The sequence below is a fragment of the Kitasatospora sp. NPDC015120 genome (assembly GCF_043080305.1).
Lineage (GTDB): Bacteria > Actinomycetota > Actinomycetes > Streptomycetales > Streptomycetaceae > Kitasatospora.
Genome location: NZ_JBIBVJ010000003.1, coordinates 393,817 through 418,060, shown reverse-complemented (window position 1 = coordinate 418,060; position 24,244 = coordinate 393,817). Strand labels below are relative to the sequence as shown.

21 protein-coding genes are annotated in these 24,244 nt (G+C 75.7%); 14 read left to right on the top strand and 7 right to left on the bottom strand.

Going from position 1 to position 24,244, the window contains the following annotated elements; translation table 11 throughout:
- Positions 1–23: 23 nt before the first annotated feature.
- From ACF1AK_RS10610 to ACF1AK_RS10585, 6 genes are all read left to right on the top strand, one after another.
- A complete protein-coding gene (locus ACF1AK_RS10610) occupies positions 24–1,649 on the top strand; it encodes a class I adenylate-forming enzyme family protein (protein ID WP_391498379.1) in 1,626 nt (541 codons plus the stop codon).
- On the top strand, positions 1,646–2,908 hold the full coding sequence (locus ACF1AK_RS10605) for a beta-ketoacyl-[acyl-carrier-protein] synthase family protein (protein ID WP_391498378.1): 1,263 nt from the start codon (positions 1,646–1,648) through the stop codon (positions 2,906–2,908). Before ACF1AK_RS10610 ends, ACF1AK_RS10605 begins: the two co-directional genes overlap by 4 nt.
- Positions 2,909–2,981: 73 nt before the next feature.
- Positions 2,982–3,998, top strand: coding sequence for a 4-hydroxyphenylpyruvate dioxygenase (hppD, locus tag ACF1AK_RS10600; RefSeq protein ID WP_391498377.1), 1,017 nt, complete (start codon positions 2,982–2,984; stop codon positions 3,996–3,998).
- A gap of 56 nt (positions 3,999–4,054) precedes the next feature.
- Complete coding sequence (locus tag ACF1AK_RS10595) at positions 4,055–4,978, top strand: phytanoyl-CoA dioxygenase family protein (protein ID WP_391498376.1); 924 nt, start codon at positions 4,055–4,057, stop codon at positions 4,976–4,978.
- The gene (locus ACF1AK_RS10590; protein ID WP_391498375.1) at positions 4,975–6,027 is read left to right on the top strand and encodes a thiamine pyrophosphate-dependent dehydrogenase E1 component subunit alpha; all 1,053 of its coding nucleotides are present in this window, start codon (positions 4,975–4,977) and stop codon (positions 6,025–6,027) included. The genes ACF1AK_RS10595 and ACF1AK_RS10590 overlap by 4 nt, the downstream gene beginning before the upstream one ends.
- A complete protein-coding gene (locus ACF1AK_RS10585; RefSeq protein WP_391498374.1) occupies positions 6,024–6,983 on the top strand; it encodes an alpha-ketoacid dehydrogenase subunit beta in 960 nt (319 codons plus the stop codon). Before ACF1AK_RS10590 ends, ACF1AK_RS10585 begins: the two co-directional genes overlap by 4 nt.
- A gap of 112 nt (positions 6,984–7,095) precedes the next feature.
- On the opposite strand, the gene ACF1AK_RS10580 is transcribed toward ACF1AK_RS10585, so the two are convergent.
- Positions 7,096–8,445, bottom strand: coding sequence for an acyltransferase (locus ACF1AK_RS10580; protein ID WP_391498373.1), 1,350 nt, complete (start codon positions 8,443–8,445; stop codon positions 7,096–7,098).
- Positions 8,446–8,639: 194 nt separating this feature from the next.
- Here ACF1AK_RS10580 and ACF1AK_RS10575 point away from each other — a divergent pair, with 194 nt between their 5' ends.
- The 4 genes from ACF1AK_RS10575 to ACF1AK_RS10560 all read left to right on the top strand — a co-directional run bounded on the left by ACF1AK_RS10575 (position 8,640) and on the right by ACF1AK_RS10560 (position 13,122).
- Positions 8,640–11,102, top strand: coding sequence for an FHA domain-containing protein (locus ACF1AK_RS10575; protein WP_391498372.1), 2,463 nt, complete (start codon positions 8,640–8,642; stop codon positions 11,100–11,102).
- A 15-nt stretch (positions 11,103–11,117) separates the two neighbouring features.
- Positions 11,118–11,660 (top strand): hypothetical protein, encoded by a 543-nt coding sequence (locus ACF1AK_RS10570; protein WP_391498371.1) that lies wholly within the window; start codon positions 11,118–11,120, stop codon positions 11,658–11,660.
- A 113-nt stretch (positions 11,661–11,773) separates the two neighbouring features.
- Positions 11,774–12,748, top strand: coding sequence for a serine/threonine-protein kinase (locus tag ACF1AK_RS10565; protein ID WP_391498621.1), 975 nt, complete (start codon positions 11,774–11,776; stop codon positions 12,746–12,748).
- On the top strand, positions 12,745–13,122 hold the full coding sequence (locus tag ACF1AK_RS10560) for a DUF1304 domain-containing protein (protein ID WP_391498370.1): 378 nt from the start codon (positions 12,745–12,747) through the stop codon (positions 13,120–13,122). The genes ACF1AK_RS10565 and ACF1AK_RS10560 overlap by 4 nt, the downstream gene beginning before the upstream one ends.
- A 77-nt stretch (positions 13,123–13,199) precedes the next feature.
- Here the strand turns inward: ACF1AK_RS10560 and ACF1AK_RS10555 are convergent, their stop codons facing one another.
- The gene (locus ACF1AK_RS10555) at positions 13,200–13,691 is read right to left on the bottom strand and encodes a VOC family protein (RefSeq protein ID WP_391498369.1); all 492 of its coding nucleotides are present in this window, start codon (positions 13,689–13,691) and stop codon (positions 13,200–13,202) included.
- Between the two features lie 413 nt (positions 13,692–14,104).
- Positions 14,105–15,466 (bottom strand): streptophobe family protein, encoded by a 1,362-nt coding sequence (locus tag ACF1AK_RS10550; protein WP_391498368.1) that lies wholly within the window; start codon positions 15,464–15,466, stop codon positions 14,105–14,107.
- A 300-nt stretch (positions 15,467–15,766) separates the two neighbouring features.
- On the opposite strand from ACF1AK_RS10550, the gene ACF1AK_RS10545 reads away from it, so the two are divergent.
- Positions 15,767–17,350: a DUF6777 domain-containing protein gene (locus tag ACF1AK_RS10545; protein WP_391498367.1), complete on the top strand. Its 1,584-nt coding sequence runs from the start codon at positions 15,767–15,769 to the stop codon at positions 17,348–17,350.
- Between the two features lie 24 nt (positions 17,351–17,374).
- A complete protein-coding gene (locus tag ACF1AK_RS10540) occupies positions 17,375–17,881 on the top strand; it encodes a hypothetical protein (RefSeq protein WP_391498366.1) in 507 nt (168 codons plus the stop codon).
- Between the two features lie 60 nt (positions 17,882–17,941).
- On the opposite strand, the gene ACF1AK_RS10535 is transcribed toward ACF1AK_RS10540, so the two are convergent.
- Entirely contained in the window at positions 17,942–18,385 is a 444-nt protein-coding gene (locus tag ACF1AK_RS10535; protein WP_391498365.1) for a winged helix-turn-helix transcriptional regulator, read from the bottom strand.
- Positions 18,386–18,588: 203 nt separating this feature from the next.
- Between ACF1AK_RS10535 and ACF1AK_RS10530 the strand changes: the two genes are divergently transcribed.
- Positions 18,589–19,905, top strand: a complete 1,317-nt coding sequence (locus ACF1AK_RS10530) for an MFS transporter (RefSeq protein WP_391498364.1) — start codon at positions 18,589–18,591, stop codon at positions 19,903–19,905.
- On the opposite strand, the gene ACF1AK_RS10525 is transcribed toward ACF1AK_RS10530, so the two are convergent.
- A complete protein-coding gene (locus tag ACF1AK_RS10525) occupies positions 19,902–21,467 on the bottom strand; it encodes an LCP family protein (protein ID WP_391498363.1) in 1,566 nt (521 codons plus the stop codon). The genes ACF1AK_RS10530 and ACF1AK_RS10525 overlap by 4 nt on opposite strands.
- Positions 21,460–21,993 (bottom strand): DUF6542 domain-containing protein, encoded by a 534-nt coding sequence (locus tag ACF1AK_RS10520; protein ID WP_391498362.1) that lies wholly within the window; start codon positions 21,991–21,993, stop codon positions 21,460–21,462. Before ACF1AK_RS10520 ends, ACF1AK_RS10525 begins: the two co-directional genes overlap by 8 nt.
- A gap of 359 nt (positions 21,994–22,352) precedes the next feature.
- On the opposite strand from ACF1AK_RS10520, the gene ACF1AK_RS10515 reads away from it, so the two are divergent.
- Positions 22,353–22,547: an antitoxin gene (locus tag ACF1AK_RS10515; protein ID WP_391498361.1), complete on the top strand. Its 195-nt coding sequence runs from the start codon at positions 22,353–22,355 to the stop codon at positions 22,545–22,547.
- A gap of 65 nt (positions 22,548–22,612) precedes the next feature.
- Here the strand turns inward: ACF1AK_RS10515 and galE are convergent, their stop codons facing one another.
- Entirely contained in the window at positions 22,613–23,638 is a 1,026-nt protein-coding gene (gene galE / locus ACF1AK_RS10510) for a UDP-glucose 4-epimerase GalE (protein ID WP_391498360.1), read from the bottom strand.
- Positions 23,639–24,244: the final 606 nt, after the last annotated feature.

Here is a 24,244-nt window from a genome sequence, read left to right as displayed (position 1 = left end):
GTACCCCGGGAGGGATCCACCCCGTGAGCATCCGCAGTATCCGCACCCTGCTGGCGGACGATCCGGCCGTCGGCGCCGGAAACGTCCTCACCAGCCGCCTCGCGCTCGGCCTCGGCCTCGACGAGCCGCTGCTGACCTTCGACACCCCGGTGGACGACCACGCCGCCTGGCAGCCGTTCACCCTCGCCGAGCTGGACCGCGCCGTGCGCGCCCGGGCCGCCGCCCTGCACGCGCTCGGCATCGGCCGCCGCGACCCGGTGGTGGTCTACGCGAGCGACGCCGCCGACCACGTGCTCGCCTTCCTCGCGCTGGCCCGGCTCGGTGCCGTTCCCGCGCTGCTCAACCCCAACCTGGACGGCGAGCGGGCCGCCCGCTACATCGCCAAGCTCGGCCCGGTCGGCGTCCTCGCCGACGCGCCGCACCTGGCCGCGCTGGCCGGCCAGGAGACCGGCGCCCCCGCGCTGCCGGACATCGCCACCCTCGGCTCCGGCGACCCCGAGGCCGCCCCGGCGCCCTACCGGCACTGGTCCGGCGACCCGGTCGCGATCACCCACTCCTCCGGCACCACCGGGATGCCCAAGGCCGTGGTGCACTCGCACGCGAGCCTGTACGCGGCGATCCGCCACCGCGCCCGGCTGCCCCGCCCGCAGGGCCAGGAGCGGATGCTCAGCGCCCTGCCCGCCCCGCACGCGGCCACCCTGATCGCCGTCAACCTCGCGCTCTCCTCGCACTCCGAGCTCGCGGTGCTCTCCAGCCAGTCCGGCGCCGGCGTCCTGGACGCGATCGAGCAGTGGCGCCCCAGCGGCGTCATCGGCTTCGCCGCCACCTGGGCCGACCTCGCCCACCACGACCTGGCCGCCCGGGAGCTGGACTCGGTCGCGCTCTGGTGGAACACCGGCGACTGCGCCCACGAGGTGCACATCCGCCGTCTGGTCGCCGCCGGCAGCCGCGAGTCGGTGACCCGCGAGGGACGGGTCCGGGTGCCCGGCTCGCTGTTCGTGGACGGCCTCGGCTCCACCGAGATGGGCCACTCCCACTTCTTCATCACCCACGGCCCCGGCACCGAGCGCTACGGCCGCTGCGTCGGACGCCCGCACACCTTCGTCGACTGCGAGCTGGTCGGCCCCGACGGCGAACCGCTCGGCCCCGGCGAGGTCGGCGAACTCGCCACCGACTCGCCGACGCTGGCGCTCGGCTACTGGAACGACTCCGCCACCACCTACCGCACCCGGCTGCGCGGGCGCTTCCTCACCGGGGACCTCATGTACCGGGACGAGGAGGGCTACTACTACCACGTCGACCGAGCCGTCGACTCCGTCGAACTCGGCGACGGCAAACGGCTGTTCACCGCGATGTCGGAGGAGCGGGTGCTGGCCGCCTGCCCCGGCGTGCTGGACTGCACGGTGGTCGCGGTGCGCGACGGCGCACGGGTGGTCACCGACGTCCTGCTGGTCCTGGCCGCCGACGCCGACCCGGCCGCCGACCGCAGCAAGGCCGTCGTCGCCGCCCTGGACGAGGCCGCCGCGGCCACCGTCCGCCAGGTCGTCGTGGTCGCCGGGGAGGACATCCCGCTCGGCCCCACCGGCAAGGTGCGCAAGGTCCTGCTGCGCCAGCGCTACCTGGACACGGTCGCCGGGGTGGGCGCATGAACGCCCCCCGCCGCCCGGGCGCCGTGGTCACCGGCATCGGCCTGGTCACCCCGCTCGGCCGCAAGCCCGACGAGGTCTTCGACGCCCTCACCGCCGGCCGCTCCGGCATCCGCGCGCTGCCCGAGGGCCACGCCGCCCACGGCTGGCTGACCGCGGCCGGCATCGCCCCGGCGGTGGACGGCCGCGAGGTGCTGCCGCCCACCGAGACGCGCTGCGTCGACCGCTTCGTCCTGCTCGCCCTGGCCGCCGCCGACGACGCGCTCGCCGACGCCGGCCTGGTGGTCGGCCGGGACGCCGACCCGCACCGCACCGCCGTGGTGCTGGCCACCGGGGGCGGCGGCCTGGAGACCTTCGAGCAGCAGTCCCACCGGCGCGTCGAACGCGGCCGGCCCGGCGTCAGCCCGTACCTGCTGCCCGGCATGCTCTCCAACATGGCCACCGCCCGGATCGCCATCAAGCACGGGATCCGCGGCTTCAGCACCGCCATCGTGACGGCCTGCGCCGCCGGCGCCCAGGCCGTCGCCGAGGGGCTGCGGCTGATCCGCTCCGGCGACGCGGACGTGGTGGTGTGCGGCGGCACCGAGTCCTCACTGCACCCGACCATTGCCGCCGCGTTCACCAACGCCCGCGCCCTGTCCTCGGGTTGGGACGATCCCGCGGAGGCCAGCCGGCCCTTCGACAGCCGGCGCAACGGCTTCGTGCTGGGCGAGGGCAGCACCGTCCTGGTCCTGGAGAGCCCCGAGCACGCCGCCGCCCGCGGCGCCGCCGGGTACGCCGACCTCACCGGCTGGGGCGCCTCCACCGACGCCCACCACCCGACCATGCCGCGGCCCGACGGCGCGGGCGCCGCCGACGCGATGCGCGCCGCGATCGCCAACGCGGGCCTCGCCCCGGCCGACATCGGCTACGTCAACGCCCACGGCACCGGAACCAAGCTCGGCGACGTCGCCGAGAGCGCCGCGCTCAACGCGGTCTTCGGCGAGCACCGGCCCGCGGTCAGCTCCACCAAGGGCGCGACCGGCCATCTGCTGGGCGCCGCAGGTGCGTTGGAGGCGGCGGTCACCGCACTCGCGGTGGCCCGGGGGACGCTGCCACCGACCGTCAACCTGGTCGAGCCCGACCCGGCCTGCGACCTGGACCACGTCCGGGGCACGGCCCGCGCAGTCCCGCTCACCGCCGCCCTGAGCAACGCCTTCGCCTTCGGCGGGCACAACCTCAGCCTGGTCTTCGAGCCCGCCTCCACCCCGTCCGCCCGCTGACGCCACCCGGCGCCGCCGCGCGCACACCCGTGCCAGGCCACTCGTCAACTCGCCACCCCCGGGGGAGATCCCGTTGTCCATCCAGTCCATCGCCCACGTCGAGTACCACTGCGCCGACGCCGACGCCACCGCGGCGGAGCTCTGCGCCGACTACGGCTTCACCGCCGCCGCGCCCGAGCCGGAGCAGCTCGCCGCGGCCGAGTCCGCGAACGCACGTACCCTCCTGCTGCGCCAGGGCAGCATCCGCTTCCTGCTGCGCTCGGCCGCCGACCCCGCGCACCCGGTGGCCCGCTACGCCGCCCGGCACGGCGAGGGCGTCGCGGTCCTCGCCCTGTCCTGCCCCGACCCGCAGGCCGCCCTGGACCGCGCCGAGCGGCACGGCGCCCGGGTCCTGGACCGGGCCGGCGGGCTGGTGGCCGGGTTCGGCGACACCGCCCTGCGGTTCGTCCCCGAGGCTCCGGTCGCGCCCGAGCCCGCCGAGGACGGCGCCCCGCGGCTGCTGGACGCCCTGGACCACGCGGCGATCTGCCTGCCGGCCGGCGAGCTGGCCGACGCGGTGAAGTTCTGCGAGGCCGCGCTCGGCATGCACCGCATCTTCGGCGAGTACATCGAGGTCGGCGAGCAGGCGATGGACTCCAGCGTGGTGCAGAGCGCCTCCGGCGAGGTCACCTTCACCCTCATCGAGCCCGACACCACCCGCCGCCCGGGCCAGATCGACACCTTCCTCACCGACCACGGGGGTGCCGGCGTCCAGCACCTGGCCTTCCGCACGGACGACATCGCCACCGCCGTGCGCACCATCCGCGAGCGCGGGGTGGCGTTCCTGTCCACCCCCGGCACCTACTACGACGCGCTCGCCGAGCGGCTCGGCGGCACCGCCATCCCGGTGGGGACGCTGCGCGAGCTGGACGTGCTGGTCGACCAGGACCACGGCGGGCAGCTGTTCCAGATCTTCGCCCGCTCCACCCACCCCCGCCGGACGTACTTCGTGGAGCTGATCGAGCGCCAGGGCGCCGGCACCTTCGGCACCGCCAACATCAAGGCCCTGTACGAGGCCGTCGAGCGGCAGCGCGCCGCCGCGGCCGTCTGAGCCCGCCGCGTCCCACGCCCACCCGAGCCCTCACCACCACAGGAGGCCCGACCCCCATGACCACCGCGCCCGTCGCACCCGAGTTCCACCTCACCGAGGCCGAACGCGCCCTGCTGCCCACCCCCGAGGAGGTGGCGGGCTACCTGGAGCACGGCTGGTACCTCTCGCGCAAGCTGTTCAGCGACGAGGAGCTGGACACCCTCCAGGCCGCCACCGAGCAGTACTACGCGGGCCACCGCGACCGCACCCTGCCGGTCCGCCCGCCGCGGCTGGCCTCCTGGGAGCCCGCGCACGGCCCGGTCCAGCGCCACAACGACTACGTGCACTACGAGAGCGAGGCGATCGGCGCGATCCTGCGCAAGCCGCTGCTCGGTGCCGTCGCCGCGCTGCTCGCCGAGGCCGAGGAGGTCCGGATCTTCCAGGCCACCCTCATCTACAAGCCCCCGGTGCCGGGCGAGCCCAGCAACCAGGTGCCCTGGCACTTCGACAAGCACTACTGGCAGACCTCCACCTCGGAGCGGATGCTCACCGCCTTCCTGCCGTTCCACGACTGCGGCGAGGAGAACGGCACCATCACCATGGTGGACGGCAGCCACCGCTGGAAGGAGCTGCCCTCCCAGGAGGACTCCACCCGGCACTTCGCCGACCGCGACAACTCCGAGCTGGACGCGATCCTGGACGCCAACGCCGCGTACAACGGGACCGAGGTCCGCAAGGTCCCGATGATCATCCCGCGCGGCCACGTCAGCTTCCACCACTGCCGCACCTACCACGGCAGCGGCCCCAACCTGGCGTCCTACCCGCGCCGGGCGGTCTCGCTGCACCTCCAGGACGGCGCCAACACCTACCGGCGCGCCACCCGGCCGGACGGCGGGACGGTCGTCTACAACCACGACGTGCTGGTGCGCCGCACCGCCGACGGCCGCCCCGACTACGCCGACCCGGAGTTCTGCCCGACCACCTGGCGGGGCACCCGGTGACGTCCACGGCACCCGCCGGTGCGCCGGCCGCCGCACCCGCCGCCGACGCACCGGCCGCCACCGCGCCCGCCGTCGCCGCACTGGACACGCCCGAGCGGCGCTACCGGATGCTGCGGCTGATCCGCTCCTTCGAGGAGCGGGCCCTGGACCTGGTGAAGTCCGGGGTGATCACCGGCGGCATCCACCCGTACATCGGGCAGGAGGCCGTCGCGGTCGGCGTCTGCGCCGCGCTGGCGGCGCACGACCGGCTCGCCTCCACCCACCGCGGGCACGGCCACGTGCTGGCCCGCGGCCTGGAACCGGCCCGGCTGCTCGCGGAACTGGCCGGACGGACCGGCGGCGCCAACCGCGGCCGGGGCGGCTCGATGCACGCCGCCGACCTGCGGCTGGGCATCCTCGGCGCCAACGGCATCGTCGGCGCCGGCGCGCCGATCGCGGTCGGCGCCGCCTGGGCCGACCGGCAGGCCGGCTCGGACGCGGTGGCGGTCGCCTTCTTCGGCGACGGCGCGCTCAACCAGGGCGTGCTGCTGGAGTCGCTCAACCTGGCCGCGATGTGGCGGCTGCCGGTGCTCTTCGTCTGCGAGAACAACGGCTACGCCACCACCCTGCCGGCCGGCACCGCGGTCGCGGGCAGCGCGACCGGGCGGGCGGCCGCCTTCGGCATCCCGGCCGCCGAGGTCGACGGCATGGACACCGAGGCGGTCCGGGCCGCCGCCGAGCAGGCCGTCGCCCGGGCCAGGTCCGGCGGCGGTCCCGGCTTCCTGGAGTGCCGCACCTACCGGTTCGAGGGCCACCACACCATGGAACGGCGGATGAAACTGCACTACCGCACCCCCGAGGAGGTGGCCGCCTGGCGCGAGCGCGACCCGCTGCCCCGGGCCGCCGCCGCGATCGGCGCCGACCGCGCCGCCGCCCTCGACGCCGAGGTGGCCGCCGGACTCGCGGCGGCCGAGGAGTTCGCGCTCGCCTCGCCGCACCCGGACCCGGCCGGCGCTGCCGACCACCTGTACGCCTCCGGGCTGCGGCCCCGGGCGGGGGTGGTGGCATGAGGCTGTCCTACACCAAGGCGCTCAACCGGGCGCTGGCCGACGAGCTGGACGGCGACCCCGCGGTCTGCGTGTTCGGCGAGGACATCGGCGCCGGGATGGCCGGGCCCACCCTGGGGCTGCTGGACCGGTTCGGGCCGGACCGGATCGTGGACACCCCGCTCTCCGAGCAGGCGTTCACCGCGATGGCGCTCGGCGCGGCCCTGGCGGGGCGGCGGCCGGTGCTGGAGTTCCAGATCCCCTCGCTGCTGTTCCTGGTCTTCGAGCAACTCGTCAACCAGGCGCACAAGTTCTCCCTGATGTCCGGCGGCCAGGCGGGCGTTCCGCTCACCTGCCTGGTGCCCGGCTCGGGCTCCCGGGACGGCTGGGCGGGCCAGCACTCCGACCACCCCTACAGCCTCTTCGCGCACGCCGGGATGAAGACCGTCGTGCCGGCCACGCCGACCGACGCCTACGGGCTGCTGCGCTCGGCGATCCGGGACCCGGACCCGGTGGTGGTCTTCGCCCCGGCCGCCGCGCTGCCGGTCCGCGAGACCGTCACCTGGGAGCTGGTGCCGGTGCCGCTCGGCAGCGCCCGGGTGCACCGCAGCGGCACGGACGTCACCCTGGTCGCCGTCGGGCACCTGGTGCACGACGCGCTGGCGGTGGCCGGGGAACTCGCCGGGGAGATCTCGGTCGAGGTGTTCGACCCGCGCACGCTCCACCCGTTCGACTGGGACGCGCTCGGCGCCTCGCTGGAGCGCACCGGACGGCTGGTGGTGATCGACGACTCCAACCGCAGCTGCGGGATCGGCGCGGAGGTGCTCGCCACCGCCGCCGAGGAGTTCCGGCTCACCGCCCCGCCGCGCCGGGTCACCCGGCCGGACGGCACGGTGCTGCCGTTCGCCCCGGCGCTCGACCGGGCCCTGCAGCCGGACCGGGAGCAGCTGCGGCACGCGCTGCGCGCCGTCATGAAGTGACGGCCGGCCGAGGCGGAACCGGGGGCGGCCCGCTGCGGGCCGCCCCCGGTTCCGCGTCGGCGGGCGCCGGTTCCGCGTCGGCGGGCGCCGCTTCCGCCTCGGCGGGCGCCGCTCAGAGCACCTTGGGCACGGCCGCCAGCAGGGCCGGCAGCTCGTCCGACGCGTCCCGGAAGCGGTGCAGCGCGGCCCGTCCCTCCGTCCCGCGCAGCCGCGCGGCCAGCCGCGCCGGGAGCACCGCCGTGGTGAGCAGCCCGGTGCCGCCGAAGCCCTCGACGGCCCAGCAGACCCACGGCAGCGGGTAGTTGGCGGCGGGGCTGAAGAAGACCGGCCGCTGCCCCTGGAAGGTCACGTCGTAGAGGCCGAAGCGGCTCCAGTTGGAGAAGCTGATCCGGCGCTGCTGCGGGTCGAAGCCGATCGGCACGCAGGCGCTCAGCCCCGGGCGGCCGAGCTCGGCCAGGAAGCGCAGATTGGCGCGCAGGTTGAGGTGCTCCTCGGCGTAGCCGAGCACGGCGGTGCGCAGCGCCCCGGCGAGGGCGCCCGGGCCGTCCTCGGGCGCGTACGGCAGGTGGATGTCGCCGAGCAGATTGCCGACCAGGGCGTCCGGCAGGCCGAGCGGGCGGCGGGCGTTGACCGGGACGGTGAGCCAGCGGGTCTCCCGGTCGCCGTCCAACTCCCGCAGGGTGTGCGCGACATGGGCGCAGACGGCGTCGCCGGAGGAGACCCAGCGGCCGGCCGCGGCGGCGAACTCCTCGCGCATCCGGGCGATCTCGGCGTCCCCGAAGTACAGCTGGACGGTCCGGTTGGCGCGCGGACCGGACGCCACCTCACGGTCCAGCACGGCGCGCTCGTCCGGTCCGGGCACCCGGAAGCCGGGCCGGCCGCAGTCCTGGGCGGGCAGCACCCGGTCGAGCAACGCGTCCTGGTCCTCGACGAGTTCGGCCTCGGGGAGCTCCTCCCCCTCGACCGCCGCCGACCAGGTGCGCAGCAGCAGCGCGAAGCTGTGCAGGTCGCCGATCGCGTGATGCCAGGAGCAGCCGAGCACGGTACCGCCGTCGCCGGTGCGGGTCACCCGGACGGCGAGCAGCGGTCCGCCGCCGGTGCGGGCGGCCGGGGCGTCCAGCGGGTCGACGTGCTGCGCGCCGGGCGCGGTGACCCGCCCCATGGACTCGGCGAGCGTGCCGTCGACGCGGTAACTCACCATCGGGACACCGGAGTCGTCGCAGACCGCCTCCAGCACGCCGTCGACGGTGCGCAGCCGGCCGGCGAAGACCGGGACGCGCTCCAGTGCCCGGGCCAGGCCCGCGGCGAGGCGGTCCTCGTCCAGCGTGCGGTCGAAGAAGAGCACGACCGAGACGGCGAGGTCGGCGAGCATGGTGTCGGCCAGGCCGCAGCGCAGCACCGTCCCGGGGGCGGTGCCCGCCCTGACCGTCCGGGTGTCACGCAACTGCGGCCAGACGCTCATCATCCACCCCGGGGCGCTCGTCGAGTGAGTCGTGCGGAGTGCCCCGGACGACCGTGCAGATCTCCCCGAACGATAGGGCAGTCCGCCTTCGATGATCCAGTGGTCCAGTCCAATTCTGTGGTATCGGACCGGACGGACGGTACGGAACGGCGCCCGCACGCCCCCGGAGCGGCACCCGGACTAGAATCCGAACCATGGGAGAGCGCCCCGGCGCGCCCGCCGCGCCGCCCCTGGTCCTCGTCACCGGCACGGACTCGCTGCTGATCGACCCGCGCCGGGAGTACCACGTCGGCCGCGACCCGACCAGCGAGATCGTCCTCGACGACCCCCGGGTCTCCTGGCACCACGCCGTGCTGCACGCCGCCGCCGGCCGCTGGCGCCTGGACGACGTGGGCAGCACCAACGGCACCTTCGCCGACGGCCGCCGGATCCGCTCCGAGGACGTCGGCCCCGGCACCCGCCTGCGGTTCGGCGACCCGGCCGACGGCCCGGCCGCCGCCTTCGCCGGGCTGCCCGGCCCCGCTCCCGACGAGCGCCCCGCGCCCGCCGCCCGCGACGCCCCCGCGGAACGCGGGGCAGGCGGGGCACGCGGGGCACGCGGGGCAGCCGCGGAGCGCCCCTCGCTGGTCGCCCCGGGTGTCTCCGGCACCTTCCGCCGGCCCAGCGCGGTGCTGCGGCTGCCCGGCCGGACGGTGCGGATCGGCCGCGCCCCCGACAACGACCACGTCCTCGACGACCTGCTGGTCTCCCGCCACCACGCCGAGCTGCGCACCCTGCCGGACGGCGGCCACGAGATCGCCGACCTCGGCAGCCACAACGGCACCTACCTCAACGGGGCCCCCGTCGAGCGGGCGCCGCTCGGCCCTGCCGACATCGTCGGCATCGGCCACTTCGCGCTCTGCCTCTCCGGCGACGACCTCGTCGAGTACACCGACACCGGCGAGATCTCGCTCGCCGTGCAGTCCCTGGTGGTCCGGGTCGGCGCCGAGCGGCGGGTGCTGCTCGACGACGTCTCCTTCCCGCTCGCCGAGAAGGCCCTGCTCGCCGTCGCCGGTCCCAGCGGCGCCGGAAAGTCCACCCTGCTCAACGCGCTCACCGGGCTGCGCCCCGCCGACGAGGGCACCGTGCTCTACGACGGCCGCGACCTCTACCGCGACTACGCCGAGCTGCGCCGCCGGATCGGCCTCGTCCCGCAGGACGACATCCTGCACACCCAGCTGACCGTCCGCCGCGCCCTGTCCTACGCCGCCGAATTACGCTTCCCCGGCGACACCGCCCCGGAGGAACGGGAGGCCCGGGTCGGCGAGGTGATCCACGAGCTCGGCCTGGACAGCCGGGCCGGCCTGGTCATCTCCAGTCTCTCCGGCGGCCAGCGCAAGCGCGTCAGCGTCGCCCTGGAACTGCTCACCAAACCCTCGCTGCTCTTCCTCGACGAACCCACCTCGGGGCTGGACCCGGGCATGGAACGCTCGGTGATGCAGATGCTGCGCGAGCTGGCCGACGACGGGCGCACCGTCGTCGTGGTCACCCACAGCGTGCTCAGCCTGGACGTCTGCGACCGGCTGCTGGTGCTCGCCCCGGGCGGGCGCACCGCCTACTACGGGCCGCCGGCCGAGGCGCTGCCGTTCTTCGGGTTCACCGAGTGGCCGCAGGCCTTCGAGGCGTTCGAGAACGAGGACCACCGGGCCTGGCAGCGCCGGTTCCGGGAGTCCCCGCAGTACGAGCGGTACGTCGCCGCGGAGGCGCTGCCGCCGGTCCGTCCGGTGCCGGCCGCGGTGCCCGGCGCGTCCGCCGCGTCCGGCGGCCCGATCGGCCCGGAGCAGCCTCAGGGCTGGTTCTCCCAGCTCGGCACGCTGATCCGCCGCTACACCGCGGTGCTCGCCGCCGACCGGCTGTTCCTGACCGTGATGATCGCGCTGCCGTTCCTGATCGGCGTGATGTGCCGGGCGATGGCGGGCAGCCGGCTCTCCTCCGAGAACGCGCTCAACATCCTGCTCACGCTCTGCATCGGCGGCCTGCTCACAGGCTCCGCCAACGCGGTGCGCGAGATCGTCAAGGAACGGCCGATCTACCGGCGCGAACGCGTGGTCGGGCTGTCCCGCTCGGCCTATCTGGTCTCCAAGGTGGTGGTGCTCGGCACCATCACGGTCGCCCAGGCGGCCGTCCTGACGGTGGTCGGGCTGGCCGGCGTCGGCCTGGACCCCACCCTGCCGGGCGGCGTCACCGTGCACAGCGGCGTGCTGATGCCGCCGCTGGCCGAACTGATCGTCGCGGTCGCGCTGCTCTCCTTCTCCGCGATGATGCTCGGGCTGCTGGTCTCCGCCCTGGTGCGCAAGGAGGAGGCCACCATGCCGCTGCTGGTGCTGCTCTCCGTGGTGCAGATCGTGTTCAGCGGCGCCATGCTGAAGCTGCACGGGGTACCCGGTCTGGAGCAGTTCGCCCGGCTGGTGCCCTCCCGCTGGGGCCTGTCCGCGATGGCCCGCACCGTCGACCTGCACACCGTGCTGCCGAACGACATCACCGACGACCCGATGTTCCGGCAGGAACGGGCCGGGTGGCTGCTCGCCCTGGCCGTGCTGGTCGCGCTGTCGGTGGCGCTGGCCGTGCTCGTCCTGGCCCTGCTGCGCCGGCAGGAGCCGTCGATCATGCGGAAGTGAGAAGTGACCCGGCCGATGGAGGAGCCCGCGTTCCGCCCCACCCATGTCGCCCCGCCGGACGGCCTGGCCAGCTGGTCCGCCCCCGACCCGGCGCAGCCCACCGCGCCGCTGGACGCCCTGCTGCCGCTCCAGCTGATCGGCCGGGCCGGCGACTGGGCGCAGGTGCTCTGCTCCAACGGCTGGACGACCTGGGTGGACGGCCGGCTGCTGATCTCGCTGCCCGGCGTGCCGCCCACCGCGACCGGCCCGCCGGCCCGCACCGCCGACCCGCGCCCCGCGCTCGCCGAGACGGAGGGCGTGCTGGCCCGCTACCGCTCGCTGCTGGAGGACCTCGCGGCCGGCGGCGCCGACCTGGAGATGTTCCGGGAACGGGCGCACGGCCTGCGGGTCGGGCTGGTCGTCGACGGCGAGCGGCTCTGGGTGTTCGACCCGGTGCACGACCGCTGGTGCTACTGCGACGGCCTGCAGCTGCACACCTACGCCGTCGGCAACCGTCCGGGCCCGCCGGCCGGCCGGATCCCGGGCACCGAGGAGCCCACCCGGGTGGCGGAGCCGTGATCCCGCCGCCCGACAGCTCCGACGACGCGGTGCACCCGGCCGACCAGGGCGACGCCGTCGAACCGCCCAGCCTGCCCGCCGGGCTGGTCGGGCGGCGGGTCGCCGGCTACCGCATGGAGTCGGAGATCGGACACGGCGGCATGGCCGTCGTCTACCGGGCCAAGGACCTGCGGCTCGGCCGCACCGTCGCCGTCAAGCTGCTCGCCCCCGAGCTGTCCCGCAACGAGGTGTTCCGGCAGCGCTTCATCCACGAGTCGCACGTCGCCGCCGCGATCGACCACCCGCACATCATCCCGGTCTTCGAGGCGGGCGAGTCCGACGGCCTCCTGTTCATCGCGATGCGCTACGTCGAGGGCGGCGACCTGCGCTCGCTGATCACCCGCAGCGGCGCCCTCCCGGTCGGCCGGGCGGCCGGGCTCGCCCTGCAGATCGCCTCCGCGCTGGACGCCGCGCACGACCACGAACTGGTCCACCGGGACGTCAAGCCCGGCAACGTGCTGGTCGCCGCCGGCACCGACAGCGAGCACCCCGAGCACCTCTACCTCGCCGACTTCGGCCTCACCAAGAAGTCCCTCTCGCTCAGCGGCCTGACCGGCGTCGGCCAGATCGTCGGCACCCTCGACTACGCCGCGCCCGAGCAGATCTCCGGCCGCCCGCTGGACGGCCGCTGCGACCAGTACGGCCTCGGCTGCGTGGTCTTCGAGATGCTCACCGGCGCGCCCCCGTTCCGCCGGGAGAGCGACCTCGCCGTGCTCTGGGCCCACGTCAACGACCCGCCGCCCACCCTGCGCGAGCACCGGCCCGACCTGCCGCCCGCCGTCGACGCGGTGGTCTCCCGCGCCCTCGCCAAGACGCCCGGGGAACGCTTCGCGAGCTGCCTGCTGTTCGTCGCCGAGCTGCGCGCCGCCGCCACCGCCCCACCCGGCACCGCTCCCCCGGCCGGCGGCCCGTGGGCCTCGGGCGGCCCGCCCACCGAGGTGGTGCCCGTCCCCGGCACGCCCCCGCCCGGCGGCCCCGTCCCCGTCCCCGACCCGCCCGGCTGGGCCCTGCCCGCCGTCCGCCCGCCCACGCGCAGGAGCTTCGGATGAACGCCGTCAGCCAGGTCTTCGCGCTGGTCGCCGCCGCGATCCACCTGGTGGTGTGGCCGCTGGAGAGCTTCCTCTACGGCCACCCGCGGGTGCGCCGGCTGCTCACCGCCTCCACCTCCGACGCACCGCAGGTCCGCCTCTGGCGGATCAACGTCGGCTTCTACAACCTCTTCCTGGCCCTGGGAATGGTGGCCGGCCTGGTCGCCCTGCACGTCGACGAACCGGTCGTCGGGCGGACCCTGATCAGCTACCTCAGCGCCTTCATGGTCGCCGCCGGCGCGACCCTGCTCGCCTCCGAGCCCCGCCTCTGGCCCGGCGCCCTCGGCCAGGCCCTCCCCCCGGCCGTCGTCCTCCTGTCCGACGCCGTGAGCTGACCGCCGCTCCCGCAGGTTCTTCCGCGGGGCCGGTCCGAGGACGCCGGGCCAGGCGTCGGCGGGGGTGCGGGCCCGCCCTAACTGGCGAAGCCGCCCTTGGGCTCGATGATCTCCAGGTTCGTGCCGTCCGGGTCGTTGAAGTAGGCGACCCTGGTGCCGAGTGCCGCCTCCGGGGTGACCTCGCCCGCGATGAACGTGTAGTCCTCGCCGAGGAAGTCGTAGCCGGCGTCCTTCATCCGCCGGTACACGGCGTCGAAGTCGTCGGTCCACAGGCACAGGTGCATGGAACCGGGGCGGTTCGCCTTGCCGTTCGTGCGCTCGCCGACCGGATCCTGGAACTGGATGAGGTCGATGCCCAGGCTGTTGTCCAGGTTGATCGTGGCGTACCGCAGCTTCGCCGTGGGCAGTCCCTGGGACCTGCCGAACGGCTCGCTGTGCATGGTTCCCTGCGCGACGGGCTCCCGCCCGGTGAGGGCCGTGTAGAACGCGATCGAGGCGTCCAGGTCCGAGACCGAAATCCCGACGTGCGCCGCCCGGGTGAGGTTCACCGGGGTCGTGGCAACGGTCATGGCGCGTCCCTTCGTCCTTCGCTCCGCCGCCGCGACGCGAAGTCCACAGGGCAGGGCGGATCCATCAAGAGCCGGACGGAGACCATTCTTCGGCACGCGGGCAGGAGGCGCACCTTGCCGGGCCGGGCGGCCCGGGTGCCCGCCCGTCGGTCCGGGATGCGCCCCGCGACGTCGCCGGGCCCCTCGGGGCGGTCCTGCGCGGAATCCACGAGACGTCGCTGCCGCCGGGGCGCTCGGGGACGAGGGCGGCGAGGTGCCCGGCGCCGCCGCGCGGGCGGGTGACGGCCCTGGGCGGTGTTCACGGTCGGGCCGGTCCGGTCCTGCCGTTGCGGGCACCGTGGTCGCGGGGCCCGGCCGGTCGTCACCGATCCCGCCGTCCGGCGGCGGACGCGGTCACCCGGCGGGGGACGCGGTCACCCGGCCCCGCCGCGGCGGGGCCGGCGGGCGGCGGCGAGGGCGCCCAGGGCCCCGGCCAGGAGCCCCCAGCCGGCGGCGAGGGGGACGAGGATCCACAGGACGGGATCCAGGGTGAGGGTGCCGCCGGCGAGGGCGGCGGCCGGGCCGGCCGGACCCGCGGCCGGGCCGAGGACGGCGGACAGCAGGTCGCCCAGGCCGCCCTCGCCGAGGCCGACGCCGAGCACGGAGAGGCCGTAGTCGGCGAAGACCCTGGTCCAGACGCCGACCAGCAGCACGGTGACGGCGGCGGCCGCCGCCAGCCGCACCGCGTGCTGCCGGGGGCGGACCCCGGGCGGTGAGCGGTGGGCGGCCAGCACTCCGGCGGCGAGCATCAGGACGGCGGCGAGCGGGAGCAGCCACCAGGCCCGGGCGTCCTGGTCGGCGAGCGTGCCGAGGCTCACCGTGCCGTCCTGCCCCTCGCCGGTGCGCAGCACGGCGGCCAGCGGCTTGGGCACCGGCAGGCCGATCGCCCCGACCAGGTGGCCGTGCCACTCGCCGCCGAGGCCGACGCCGAAGGCCAGCCAGACCAGGTTGGGCAGCGCGAGCAGCACGACGGCGGCGACCTGCCGGGCGTCGCCGTTCACGGCGGCCGTGCCGACCGCGGCCACGACGCCCAGCACCACGTAGCCGAGCAGCACCAGCAGCATCGCGAACGCGGCCGGGCGGACGGCGTGCTGGAAGGGCACCAGGGAGCGCGGCAGCGGTGCCCGGCGGGAGACGGCGAAGGTGGCGGCGAGGACGACCAGCAGCCAGAGCAGGCCGAGCCCGAGGGTGGTGACGGGATCCGCCCGGAAGCCCACGTCCGGGTGCAGCCCGAGGACGCCGCCGAGCTGTTCGGCGAGGCCGTCGCCGAGCGGCACCGTGAAGGTGTGCCGGGCGGCGGCGCAGAGCAGGGCGAGCGCGACCAGCCAGACCGCCGCCGTCCGGACGGTGCGGCCGAGCAGCTCGCGGCCGCCGGCCACCGCGCGGTGGCGCAGTTGACGCAGGAACACCTCGGCGACCGTCAGCGCGCCGGCCAGGCCGACGGAGAGCGGCATGGCGGTGATCCGGGCGTCGGCCGAGGCGAAGAAGCCGGCGCCGCCGTCGAGGTCGACCGATCCGCCGACGGCGAGTGCGAGCGTGGCGGCGAGCACCGACGGGAAGCCCCCGCCGGGCAGCGCGTCGGCGCCGGCCGCCCAGAGGCCGAGCGCGGCCACGACCGCCATCGCGACGAGGCCGGCCAGGACGACCGCCACGGCGTCCAGCCAGCCGCGCAGCGGGCCGGGCGGTCCGGGCGCCGTGCTGCCGGGCGGGCGGCCCGGACGGGCCTGCTGCTCCATGCGGGCCTCCCTGCTCGGGTCGACGTCCCCCGCGCGCCCGGTTCCGGCCCCCGCCCCCGCGCCTGGCACCAGGGTGGCCCAGGACGGCCCGGACCGCCCGGCCGGGAACGGCCGGGAACGGCCGGGACCGCCGGGACCGCCGGGGTGGACCGCGCGGCCGGGAGCGCCCCGGGAGGCGGCGGCGGCGCGTGCTGCTGTTGCGGCCGACGGGGAGCGGAGGCAGAAATGGATGCCAGTGGCAGGAGACTCCTGCGCCGGCCGGGTGGACCTGGACCGGCCGTCTGCGAATCGGAGCCCTCGATGAGTTCCCAACCGCCTCCCTCCGGGCCCCCGCTCGGCCCGCCCTCCGGACCGCCGTCCGGGCCCCTCTCGGGCCCGCCGTCGGGCCCGGGCCGCCCCGGGCCGCCCGGGCCGCCGTTCGGCCCGCCCTCCGGCGGTGGCCGCGGGAGGTCCGGCCCGGGCGGGCCACCGGGCGCGGGCGGGCCCGGCAGGCCGCCGAAGCCGTGGTGGCGCGACCGCCGGAAGGCCGCGCTGCTGGCGCTGCTGGCCCTGCTGGCGGCAGGGGCGACGGTGGTGATCGTCAACAGCGCCGGCGGCGGGGGCGGCGGGCACGAGGAGACCGTGCCCACGGCCAACGAGGTCGCGCTGCAGACGCCGCAGGACCCGGGCCCGGCACCGTTCACCCCTTCGGTGGAGACCCAGGCCATGCAGGCCACGGCCGCCACCCCGGCGCCGACGACGGCCCAGGTCACGGCCCAGAGCCCGGCGCACACCCCGGCCCCCACCGGGCCCGCCGCCACCGCCACCCGAACGGGCGGCACCGCGACCGCCGCCACCGCGACCGCCGCCCTCCGCACCGTCGAGGGCACGTCGGCGGGCGTGTACGGCGGCACGATGAGCAAGCCCAGCTGCGACGTGGAACGGCTGGTCTCGATGACCTCGACCGGTGACACCGGCCGGGCCTGGGCGTCCGCGGAGGGCATCGCGCAGTCCGACCTGCCCGCCTACCTACGCTCGCTGACCTCGGCGTACCTGCGGGTGGACACCCGGGTGACCAGCCACGGCTACAAGGGCGGCACCGCCGTCGCCTACCAGGCCGTGCTGCAGGCCGGGACCGCGGTGCTGGTGGACGCGCAGGGCGTGCCGCGGGTGCGCTGCGGCTGCGGCAACCCGCTGAAGCCGCCGACGCTGGTCTCCGACGCCAAGTACACCGGCAAGGCGTGGACGGGCTTCCAGCCGAGCGCGCTGGTCGTGCTGACGCCCGCGCCGAAGCCGGTCAGCGCGATCGTGCTGGTGAACGTCACCACTGGCGGCTGGTTCACCCGGGAGACGGGGAAGGCCGCGGTCGTCGACCAGCCGGCCCCGGCACCGCACGGCCCGCTGGCGCCCGGTGTCCCGCCGCCCTCGATCTGGAAGCCGGCCTCGATGGCCTCGATGCCGGGGTCGGCCTCGTGGTCCTCGCCGTCCGCCTGGACCAGCACGTCGACCTCGGGGTACCCGAACGGTCCGAGTACGATGTCGACGAGCCCGTACACGGGGTCCACGAGCCCTTACACTGAGTCGACGACGCCCGCCACCCCGGGCACGACCACGCCGGGGACGACCACGCAGCCGCCCACGACGAGCACCCCCAGCGGACCGGCCACGCCCGCTCCGACGACGCCCGCTCCGACCACGCCCGTCCAGACCACCCCCGCCCAGACGGCCCCCGCCCAGACCACCACGGCGAAGCCGACGGTGACCGCGACGAGCACCCCGGCCGTCACCACGACGACCGCGAAGTCGGCCCCCGGCACGACCACCGCGGCCGGTACGAACAGCGCCACCCCCGCAACGAACACCTCCGTCGAAACACCCACCCAGGCTCCCGGAGCCCCCGGCTGAGCCGATCGACCAGCGGGAGGACCCGTGCTCCGTTCTCACCTCAAGCGTTCGGCCCTCGGTGCGGCCGGCGCCCTCACCGCCCTGCTGACGGCGTTCGCCGGCTCCGCCCCGGCCGGGGCCGCGACCACGACCGCCGCCCCGGCCGGGCGGGTCCTGGTCGCGCCGCCGGCGCCGCCGCTCCAGGCCCGGGCGCAGGCCGCCGCGATCGCCGCCGGGTCGCCGACCGTCTCGCCGGCGGCGCCCTTCGGGCACATCCCGGCCAACAGCGACTACAACTGCGACCCCGGCTACCTCTGTGCCCTGGTCTGGGACCCGACCGCCGGCGACTACAAGATCTTCTACCTCTACGACTGCGCCCGGTACAGCCTCAACGGCTGGAACGGCCAGGGGTTCTACGCCGACAACCAGACCGGCGGCGTGCGGTCGTACTTCTACAACGCGAACGGCGGCGTGCTGAAGTCCTTCACCCCCGACGGGGGCGCCAACCACACCCAGGACTGGACGCCCGTCTGGTCCATCCGGAACTGCTGACGCCACCGCACCTCCCGAGCGCCCCGTCCGCCGCACCGGTGGGCGGGGCGCCGCGCGCGGTCAGGGCAGCAGCACCTCGGTGTCCTCCGGCCCGATCACCCGGCCGTCGGCCGCCCGGACCTCCACCGGGGCGACCGGCGCTCCGGCGGCGCGGTCGACCAGGCGGGCGCGCGGCTCGTCGTCCGTGAAGAAGTACCGTTCGCCCCACTGGCGCAGGGCGGTGACGACGGGGAACAGCGCCCGCCCCTTCTCGGTGAGCACGTACTCCTGGTACGGGCTGCCGTCGGCGGCCGGGGCCAGTTCGAAGACGCCGTGGGCCACCAGGGTGGCGAGGCGGGCGGAGAGGATGTTCTTCGCCAGGCCGAGGTTCTTCTGGAACTGCCCGAAGCGGCGCAGCCCGTCGAAGGCGTCACGGACGATCAGCAGCGTCCAGCCGTCGCCGAGGACGTCCAGCGGCCGGGCCACCGGGCAGGCCGACTCCTCGTGCGAGGTGCGTTTCGGCACGCGCCCCTCTCCTCTCACCTGCGGTCCCGCGCTCCGGCGGGAGGGTTTCACCTTGCGACCCTACCGCCCGGGCTCCCGGCGGCTCGTGGTTGCTTAATGAAACCTCGACGTGCGAGGGTATCGCGGTAGCACTTTGCAACCGCGATCCCGGGGCGTCGAGCAGGCCCCGGGAAGCCGCCGAGAACGTGAAGGAGCCTCCCGCCGTGTCCACCCCCGTGGTCCCGCCCGCCCGCAGCGGCGGCGCCGAGCCCGCCGCCGCCCGCCGGCTCTCCCCCGCCGTCGCCCGGCTGTTCTCCGTCGCGAGCGGCCTGGCCGTGGCCAACGTCTACTACGCCCAGCCCCTGCTGGACCTCATCGCCGACGACCTCGGCATCGGCCGCGCCACGGTCGGCCTGGTCGGCACCCTCACCCAGGCCGGCTACGCCGTCGGCCTGGTGCTGCTCGTCCCGCTCGGCGACCACCTCGACCGCCGGAGGCTGATCACGGCCCAGCTCGGCCTCTCGGTCGCGGCGCTCGCCGCCGTGGCCGTCGCCCCCTCGGCGACGCTGATGCTGCTCGCCATGGCAGCGGTCGGGGTGCTCGCCGTGGTGGCCCAGGTGATGGTCGCCCACGCCGCCTCCCTCGCCGACCCCGCCGACCAGGGGCGCGTCGTCGGCACCGTCACCAGTGGCATCGTGGTCGGCATCCTGCTCGCCCGCACCGTCGCCGGCACCCTCGGGGACCTCGCCGGCTGGCGCGCCGTCTACGTCGTCTCCGCCGTCGCCACCGGCGCGACGGCCGTCGTCCTCGCCCTGGCCGTCCCGGCCGAGAAGCACCGCCGGACGGAACGGATCCGCTACCCGAGGCTGGTCGGCTCGGTGTTCACGCTGTTCGCCGAGGAGCCCGTGCTCCGGGCCCGCGCCGGACTCGCGCTGCTGGTCTTCACCGCCGTCACCGTGCTGCTCACCCCGATGGTGCTGCCGCTCGCCGCCCCGCCGTTCAGTCTCAGCCACACCGCGATCGGCCTCTTCGGCCTGGCCGGAGCCGCCGGCGCGCTCGGCGCCGGGCACGCCGGACGGCAGGCCGACCGGGGCCGGGCGCGGCGCACCCTCGCGGTCGGACTCACCGCGATGCTCGTCTCCTGGCCGCTCGCCGGGCTGCTCCCGCACTCGGTCTGGTGGCTGGTGCTCGCCATGGTGGTGATCGACTACGGCCTGCAGTCGGTGCACGTGGTCAACCAGCACCTGCTGTACCAGGTCCGCCCCGAGGCCCGGAGCCGGCTGACCGCCGGGTACATGCTGCTCTACTCGGCCGGCAGCGGCCTGGGCGCGATCGTCTCCACCGTGGTGTACGAGCACGGCGGCTGGACGGCGGTCTGCGGGCTCGGCGGCGGCGTCAGCCTGCTCGCGCTCGCCTTCTGGTGGGCCACCGAACGCGGCGCCGCCGGAGGCGGACCGGCGGCGCGCGGGCCGGCGGCGAGCGGACCGGCGGCGAGCGGACCGGCGGTGACCGCCTGGCGTGATCCCGACGCGCGGGCCTAGTCCACGCAGGGGATGCCGCCCGCCTTGACCGCCGGGCCCTGCATGGGCAGCTCGGGGGGCGGCTCGTCGGCCGGCGCGGCCGTGGTGGCAGCGGCCGACGGGGCGGCGGGGGTGGGTGTGCGGCCGGGGGCGAGGGTGAGGAGGACGTGGCCGGGCGGGGCCGTGGTGGAGGCGGTGGCCGGGACGCCGTAGCGGGCGGCGAGCTGCTCCGCGTCGGCCTTCGCGCCCGCGCCGTAGGCGACCGTCGTCACCCTCGCCCGCGCGGCGGCGGCCGTTCCGGTCGCCTTTCCGGCCGGGTAGCCGAGTCCGGCGAGCGCCTTCGACTCCGCGGCCGCCGCCTCCGCGCTCGCGCCGTGGACGTCCACCACGGCCCGCGGCCCGGTCGGGGTCGCGGTCGGGGTGGCGGTCGGCGCGGCAGAGGGCGTCTCGGCCGGCGCGGGTGCGTCGGCCGCGGACGGCGGCGGGGGCTCGTGCCCGAACAGCTGCTTGACGATGCGCTTGATCTGGTCCGGGTCGACCGTGTTGACCTCCTGGCCGCCGATCGTCTTGAACCCGGTGATCGGCAATGTGTTGAACTCGACGTTGCCACCGGTCAGATTGGGCGCCTGCTGGGCGAAGTCCAGGACGTTCCAGCGGTCGTCGATGACCACGTCCTTCTTCACCACGTCGAACAGCCGCTGGAGCTGCCCCAGGTCGTTGACCACGCCCTGCTGCTTCAGCTTGTACACGACCGAGGAGATGAAGGCCTGCTGGCGGTGCGTCCGGTCCAGGTCGCCGTTCTTCAGGTGGTGGCGCTGGCGGACGAACGACATCGCCTGGCGGGCGTCCAGCGAGCTGACGCCCGCCGGGAGCCTGAGCCCGGTGCCGCCGCCCTCGTGGGTGGCGGTGCGGGCCACGATCGGGTCGTCGACCGGGTTGTTGAGGCAGACCTGGACCGGCTCGACGGCCTTGGCGATGTCGTAGAAGCCGATCAGGTTCACCTCCGCGAAGTGGTCGATCGGGACGTCCAGGAACGCCTGCACGGTCTGGAGGGTCGCCGCCCGGCCGGCCTCGCGGCTCTGCCGTTCCAGTTCGGACTTCGACAGCCCCTTGCCGCCCAGCTTCTGCTCGGCGGCCTCCTTGGCGATCCCGTACGCCTCCTTGATCTTGTGCATCTTCCCGTCGGCGCCGACGGTCTGCACGTAGTCGTCGCGCGGGACGGACAGCGCCGTCACCTTGCCGCCGTTGGCCGGTATGTGCAGGACGATCAGTGCGTTGGTGTTGTAGCCGCCGATCTCGCTGGAGCCGGCGTGCAGTTCCTCCTCCACGAACTCCTTGGGGAGGTCGTTGCCGTCCATGTCCTTGCGGCTGTCGAGGCCGATGAGCAGCAGGTTGACGGACTTGTCGAGGTGCGGCGGCGCGTTCTTCCGGGCCTCGGCGAGCGCGCCCGACTTGACCATGCCGCCGTCCAGCTGCCGGTACTCGTACCAGGTGAAGCCGCTGGCACCGAGCACGGCCACCGAGACGGTGCCGGCGAGGACGCGGCCGGCGACGGTCAGCGGCCTGGTGCGGGGCTCAGCCACGGTGGCTCCTGCGGTCGGGGATCGGGGTCTCGGGCACCGGGGTCCCGGGGCTCGACGTCACGAGGGTGGGCGCCTCGGGGGCGGGCGGCTCGGGGGCGGGCCGTCCGGGCCGGGGCGGTCCGGCGGTCGCGGTGCCGGGGGTGCGGCGCCGGCCGTTCGCGGGCCGGTCCGGCCGGCGCCGGGCACGCCGGTCGAGGACCACCCGCACGACCACGACCAGCAGCGCGGCCACCACCGCCGCCGCCATCACCGGGAACGCGCCGACCACCCAGCGCACCGCCGCCGAGGCGAGCGCCTTGCCCCGCAGGCCGTCGCGGTCGGCGAGGAGCGCGGCGCCCGCCCGGGCCGCGAGCACGACGGGCGGCGCGGCGATGACGACCCACCAGCGCCCGGCGCGGCCGCAGAGCGCCGCGGCGGCGCCGGCACCCAGGACGGCACCGGCCGCGAACAGCGGTCCGCCACCGCCCCCGGCCAGTTCGCCGGCCACCGCGCCGGCCACCGGCAGCCCGACCGAGGCCGCCGGCACCACCAGTACCCCGCCCGGCCGCCCGGCCCCGGCGCGGCGCCCGGCCGTGCGCTCCGCCGCCCGCTGACCGGCAGACCGGCGCCCCGGCGCGGCCCGCCGCGCCGCCGGCACGGGCGCGGGCCCGGGCACCGGGCCGGGACGCGCGGCCGCGCCCCGTTCCGGGGTTCTCGCTCGCCGCCCCGCCATGCCCCACACCCCTTCCGCGCACCCGGCCAACTTCTACAATGCTGTAGAGCAAGCCAGGAGCATACAAACCCACCCCCGCAAAGTCATCCCGCCGTACCCCTGCCCCAGGGAAACGCCAGGTCAGCGGCGGCTAGGATGACGGCGAACCGCGCCGGACGAACAGAAGGACCATCATGTTCGACAACCTCAAGAACCTCGCCGACAAGGCCACCGACCTCGCCCGCGAGCACAGCGGCGCGATCACCCAGGGCCTGGACAAGGTCGCCGACGTCATCGACGACAAGACGGACGGCAAGTACAGCGGCCAGATCGACACCGCCGCCGACAAGGCCAAGGACTTCATCAACCGCCTCGACGAGTCCAAGTAGCACCCGGCGCCGCCGGCGCCCCGCGTCCAGCCGGGGACGGGCGCCGGCGGCGCTCCCGGGACGGGTCAGCCGGTGGCCGCCGCCGCCCGGGCCGCCCACCGCGACCGCCAGGCGAGCGCGTCCTCGACCCCCTGGGCGATGGTGCGGCGCGGCGTCCAGCCCAGCAGTTCGCGCGCGGCCGTCACGTCGCTGTAGCAGCCGAGGACGTCACCGGGCCGGGGCTCGGCCTCCCGGACGTCCAGGGTCGCACCGACCGCCTGCTCGAAGGCGGTGACCAACTCGCGGACGGTGGTGCCGTTGCCGGTACCGATGTTGACGACCCGGTAGCGCTCCCCGGCCCCGGGGCCGGTCACCTCGTCGAACCGGACCAGCGCGGCGACGTGGGCCTCGGCGACGTCCTGCACGTGGATGTAGTCGCGGATGCCCGAGCCGTCCCGGGTCTCCCAGGCGACCCCGGTGATGGTGAACGGCGTGCCGTTGGCGTGCGCCTCGATCAACTTGCCCAGCGCGTGGGTCGGGTGGAGGTTCTGCAGCCCGGTGCGCAGCTGCGGGTCGGCGCCGATCGGATTGAAGTACCGCAGCGCGATGACCCGCGTCTGCTCGGCGCCGTCGCCCCGCGTCCAGTCCTGGAGCACCTGCTCCATCATCTGCTTGGTGCGCGCGTACGGGCTGCTCGCCTCGACCGGGCAGGACTCGTCGACGCGGCCGGTCGGGGTGGGCCGGTAGATCGAGGCGGAGCTGCTGAAGACCACCCGGGTGCAGCCGTTGCGCTGGAGCGACTCCAGCAGGCCGACGGTCTTGCCGACGTTCTCGCGGTAGTAGAACAGCGGCCGGGAGACCGACTCGGGGACGACGATCCGCGCGGCGCAGTGCACGGTCGCGTCAAGGTCGGGGTGCTCGGCGAAGATCCGGTCGACCAGCTCCGGATCCGCGATGTCGCCCCGGTAGAACACCCGGCCCTCGACGAACTCGGCCCGCCCGCTGGAGAGGTCGTCCAGCACGACCGGGACGATGCCCGCGTCCAGCAGGGCCGAGGCCACGGTACTGCCGATGTAGCCCGCTCCGCCGGTGATCAGGACCTTTCGCACCACCGGACGCTCCCTTCCTCGTGCGGGCGCCCCGTGGCGCCCGTCGGAGAGGGGGGACGCCGGTTCGCACCCGACGGTTCCCGGTGGCGCGCAGCGGGCGCGCGCGCCGCGATGGGGGCGCGCGCCGACGGGGGCGGGGGTGCGCGCCGGGCGATGCAGCTACCGAGCGCGGGGCGGACAATCCGCGGCAGCGCCGGGAACGGGCGTGGGAAGGCGGGCACCGCGCACAGAGCGGCGCCGGGGAGCGTACTCGGGGGGTGTACGCTCCCCGGCAGGGGGTGGTGGCGGCCACCGCACCGGTCGTCCGGAGGTCCGGACACCGGTTGCCGTGACCGGAATGCTAGACCTGCGCGCAGGTCGTGACCAGAGCTCTGACCAGCTAATTTCCCGTCCAGGACATGCCACTTGACCCCCAGGAACCGCTTCGGTCCCGCCCGGCCCGACGGTCCGTCGACCATCGGGCGGGTGTCCGTCCGGCCCGCACCGGGCGGCGGACCGACGAAGCGTCACGCGTGGCCGGCCGCCCCCGGCACACCTCCCCGTGCGCCCTCGGGCGCCGGCGCGCCCCCCGGGCCCGGCGCGCACCGGCCGGCCGGACGGACGGCCGGA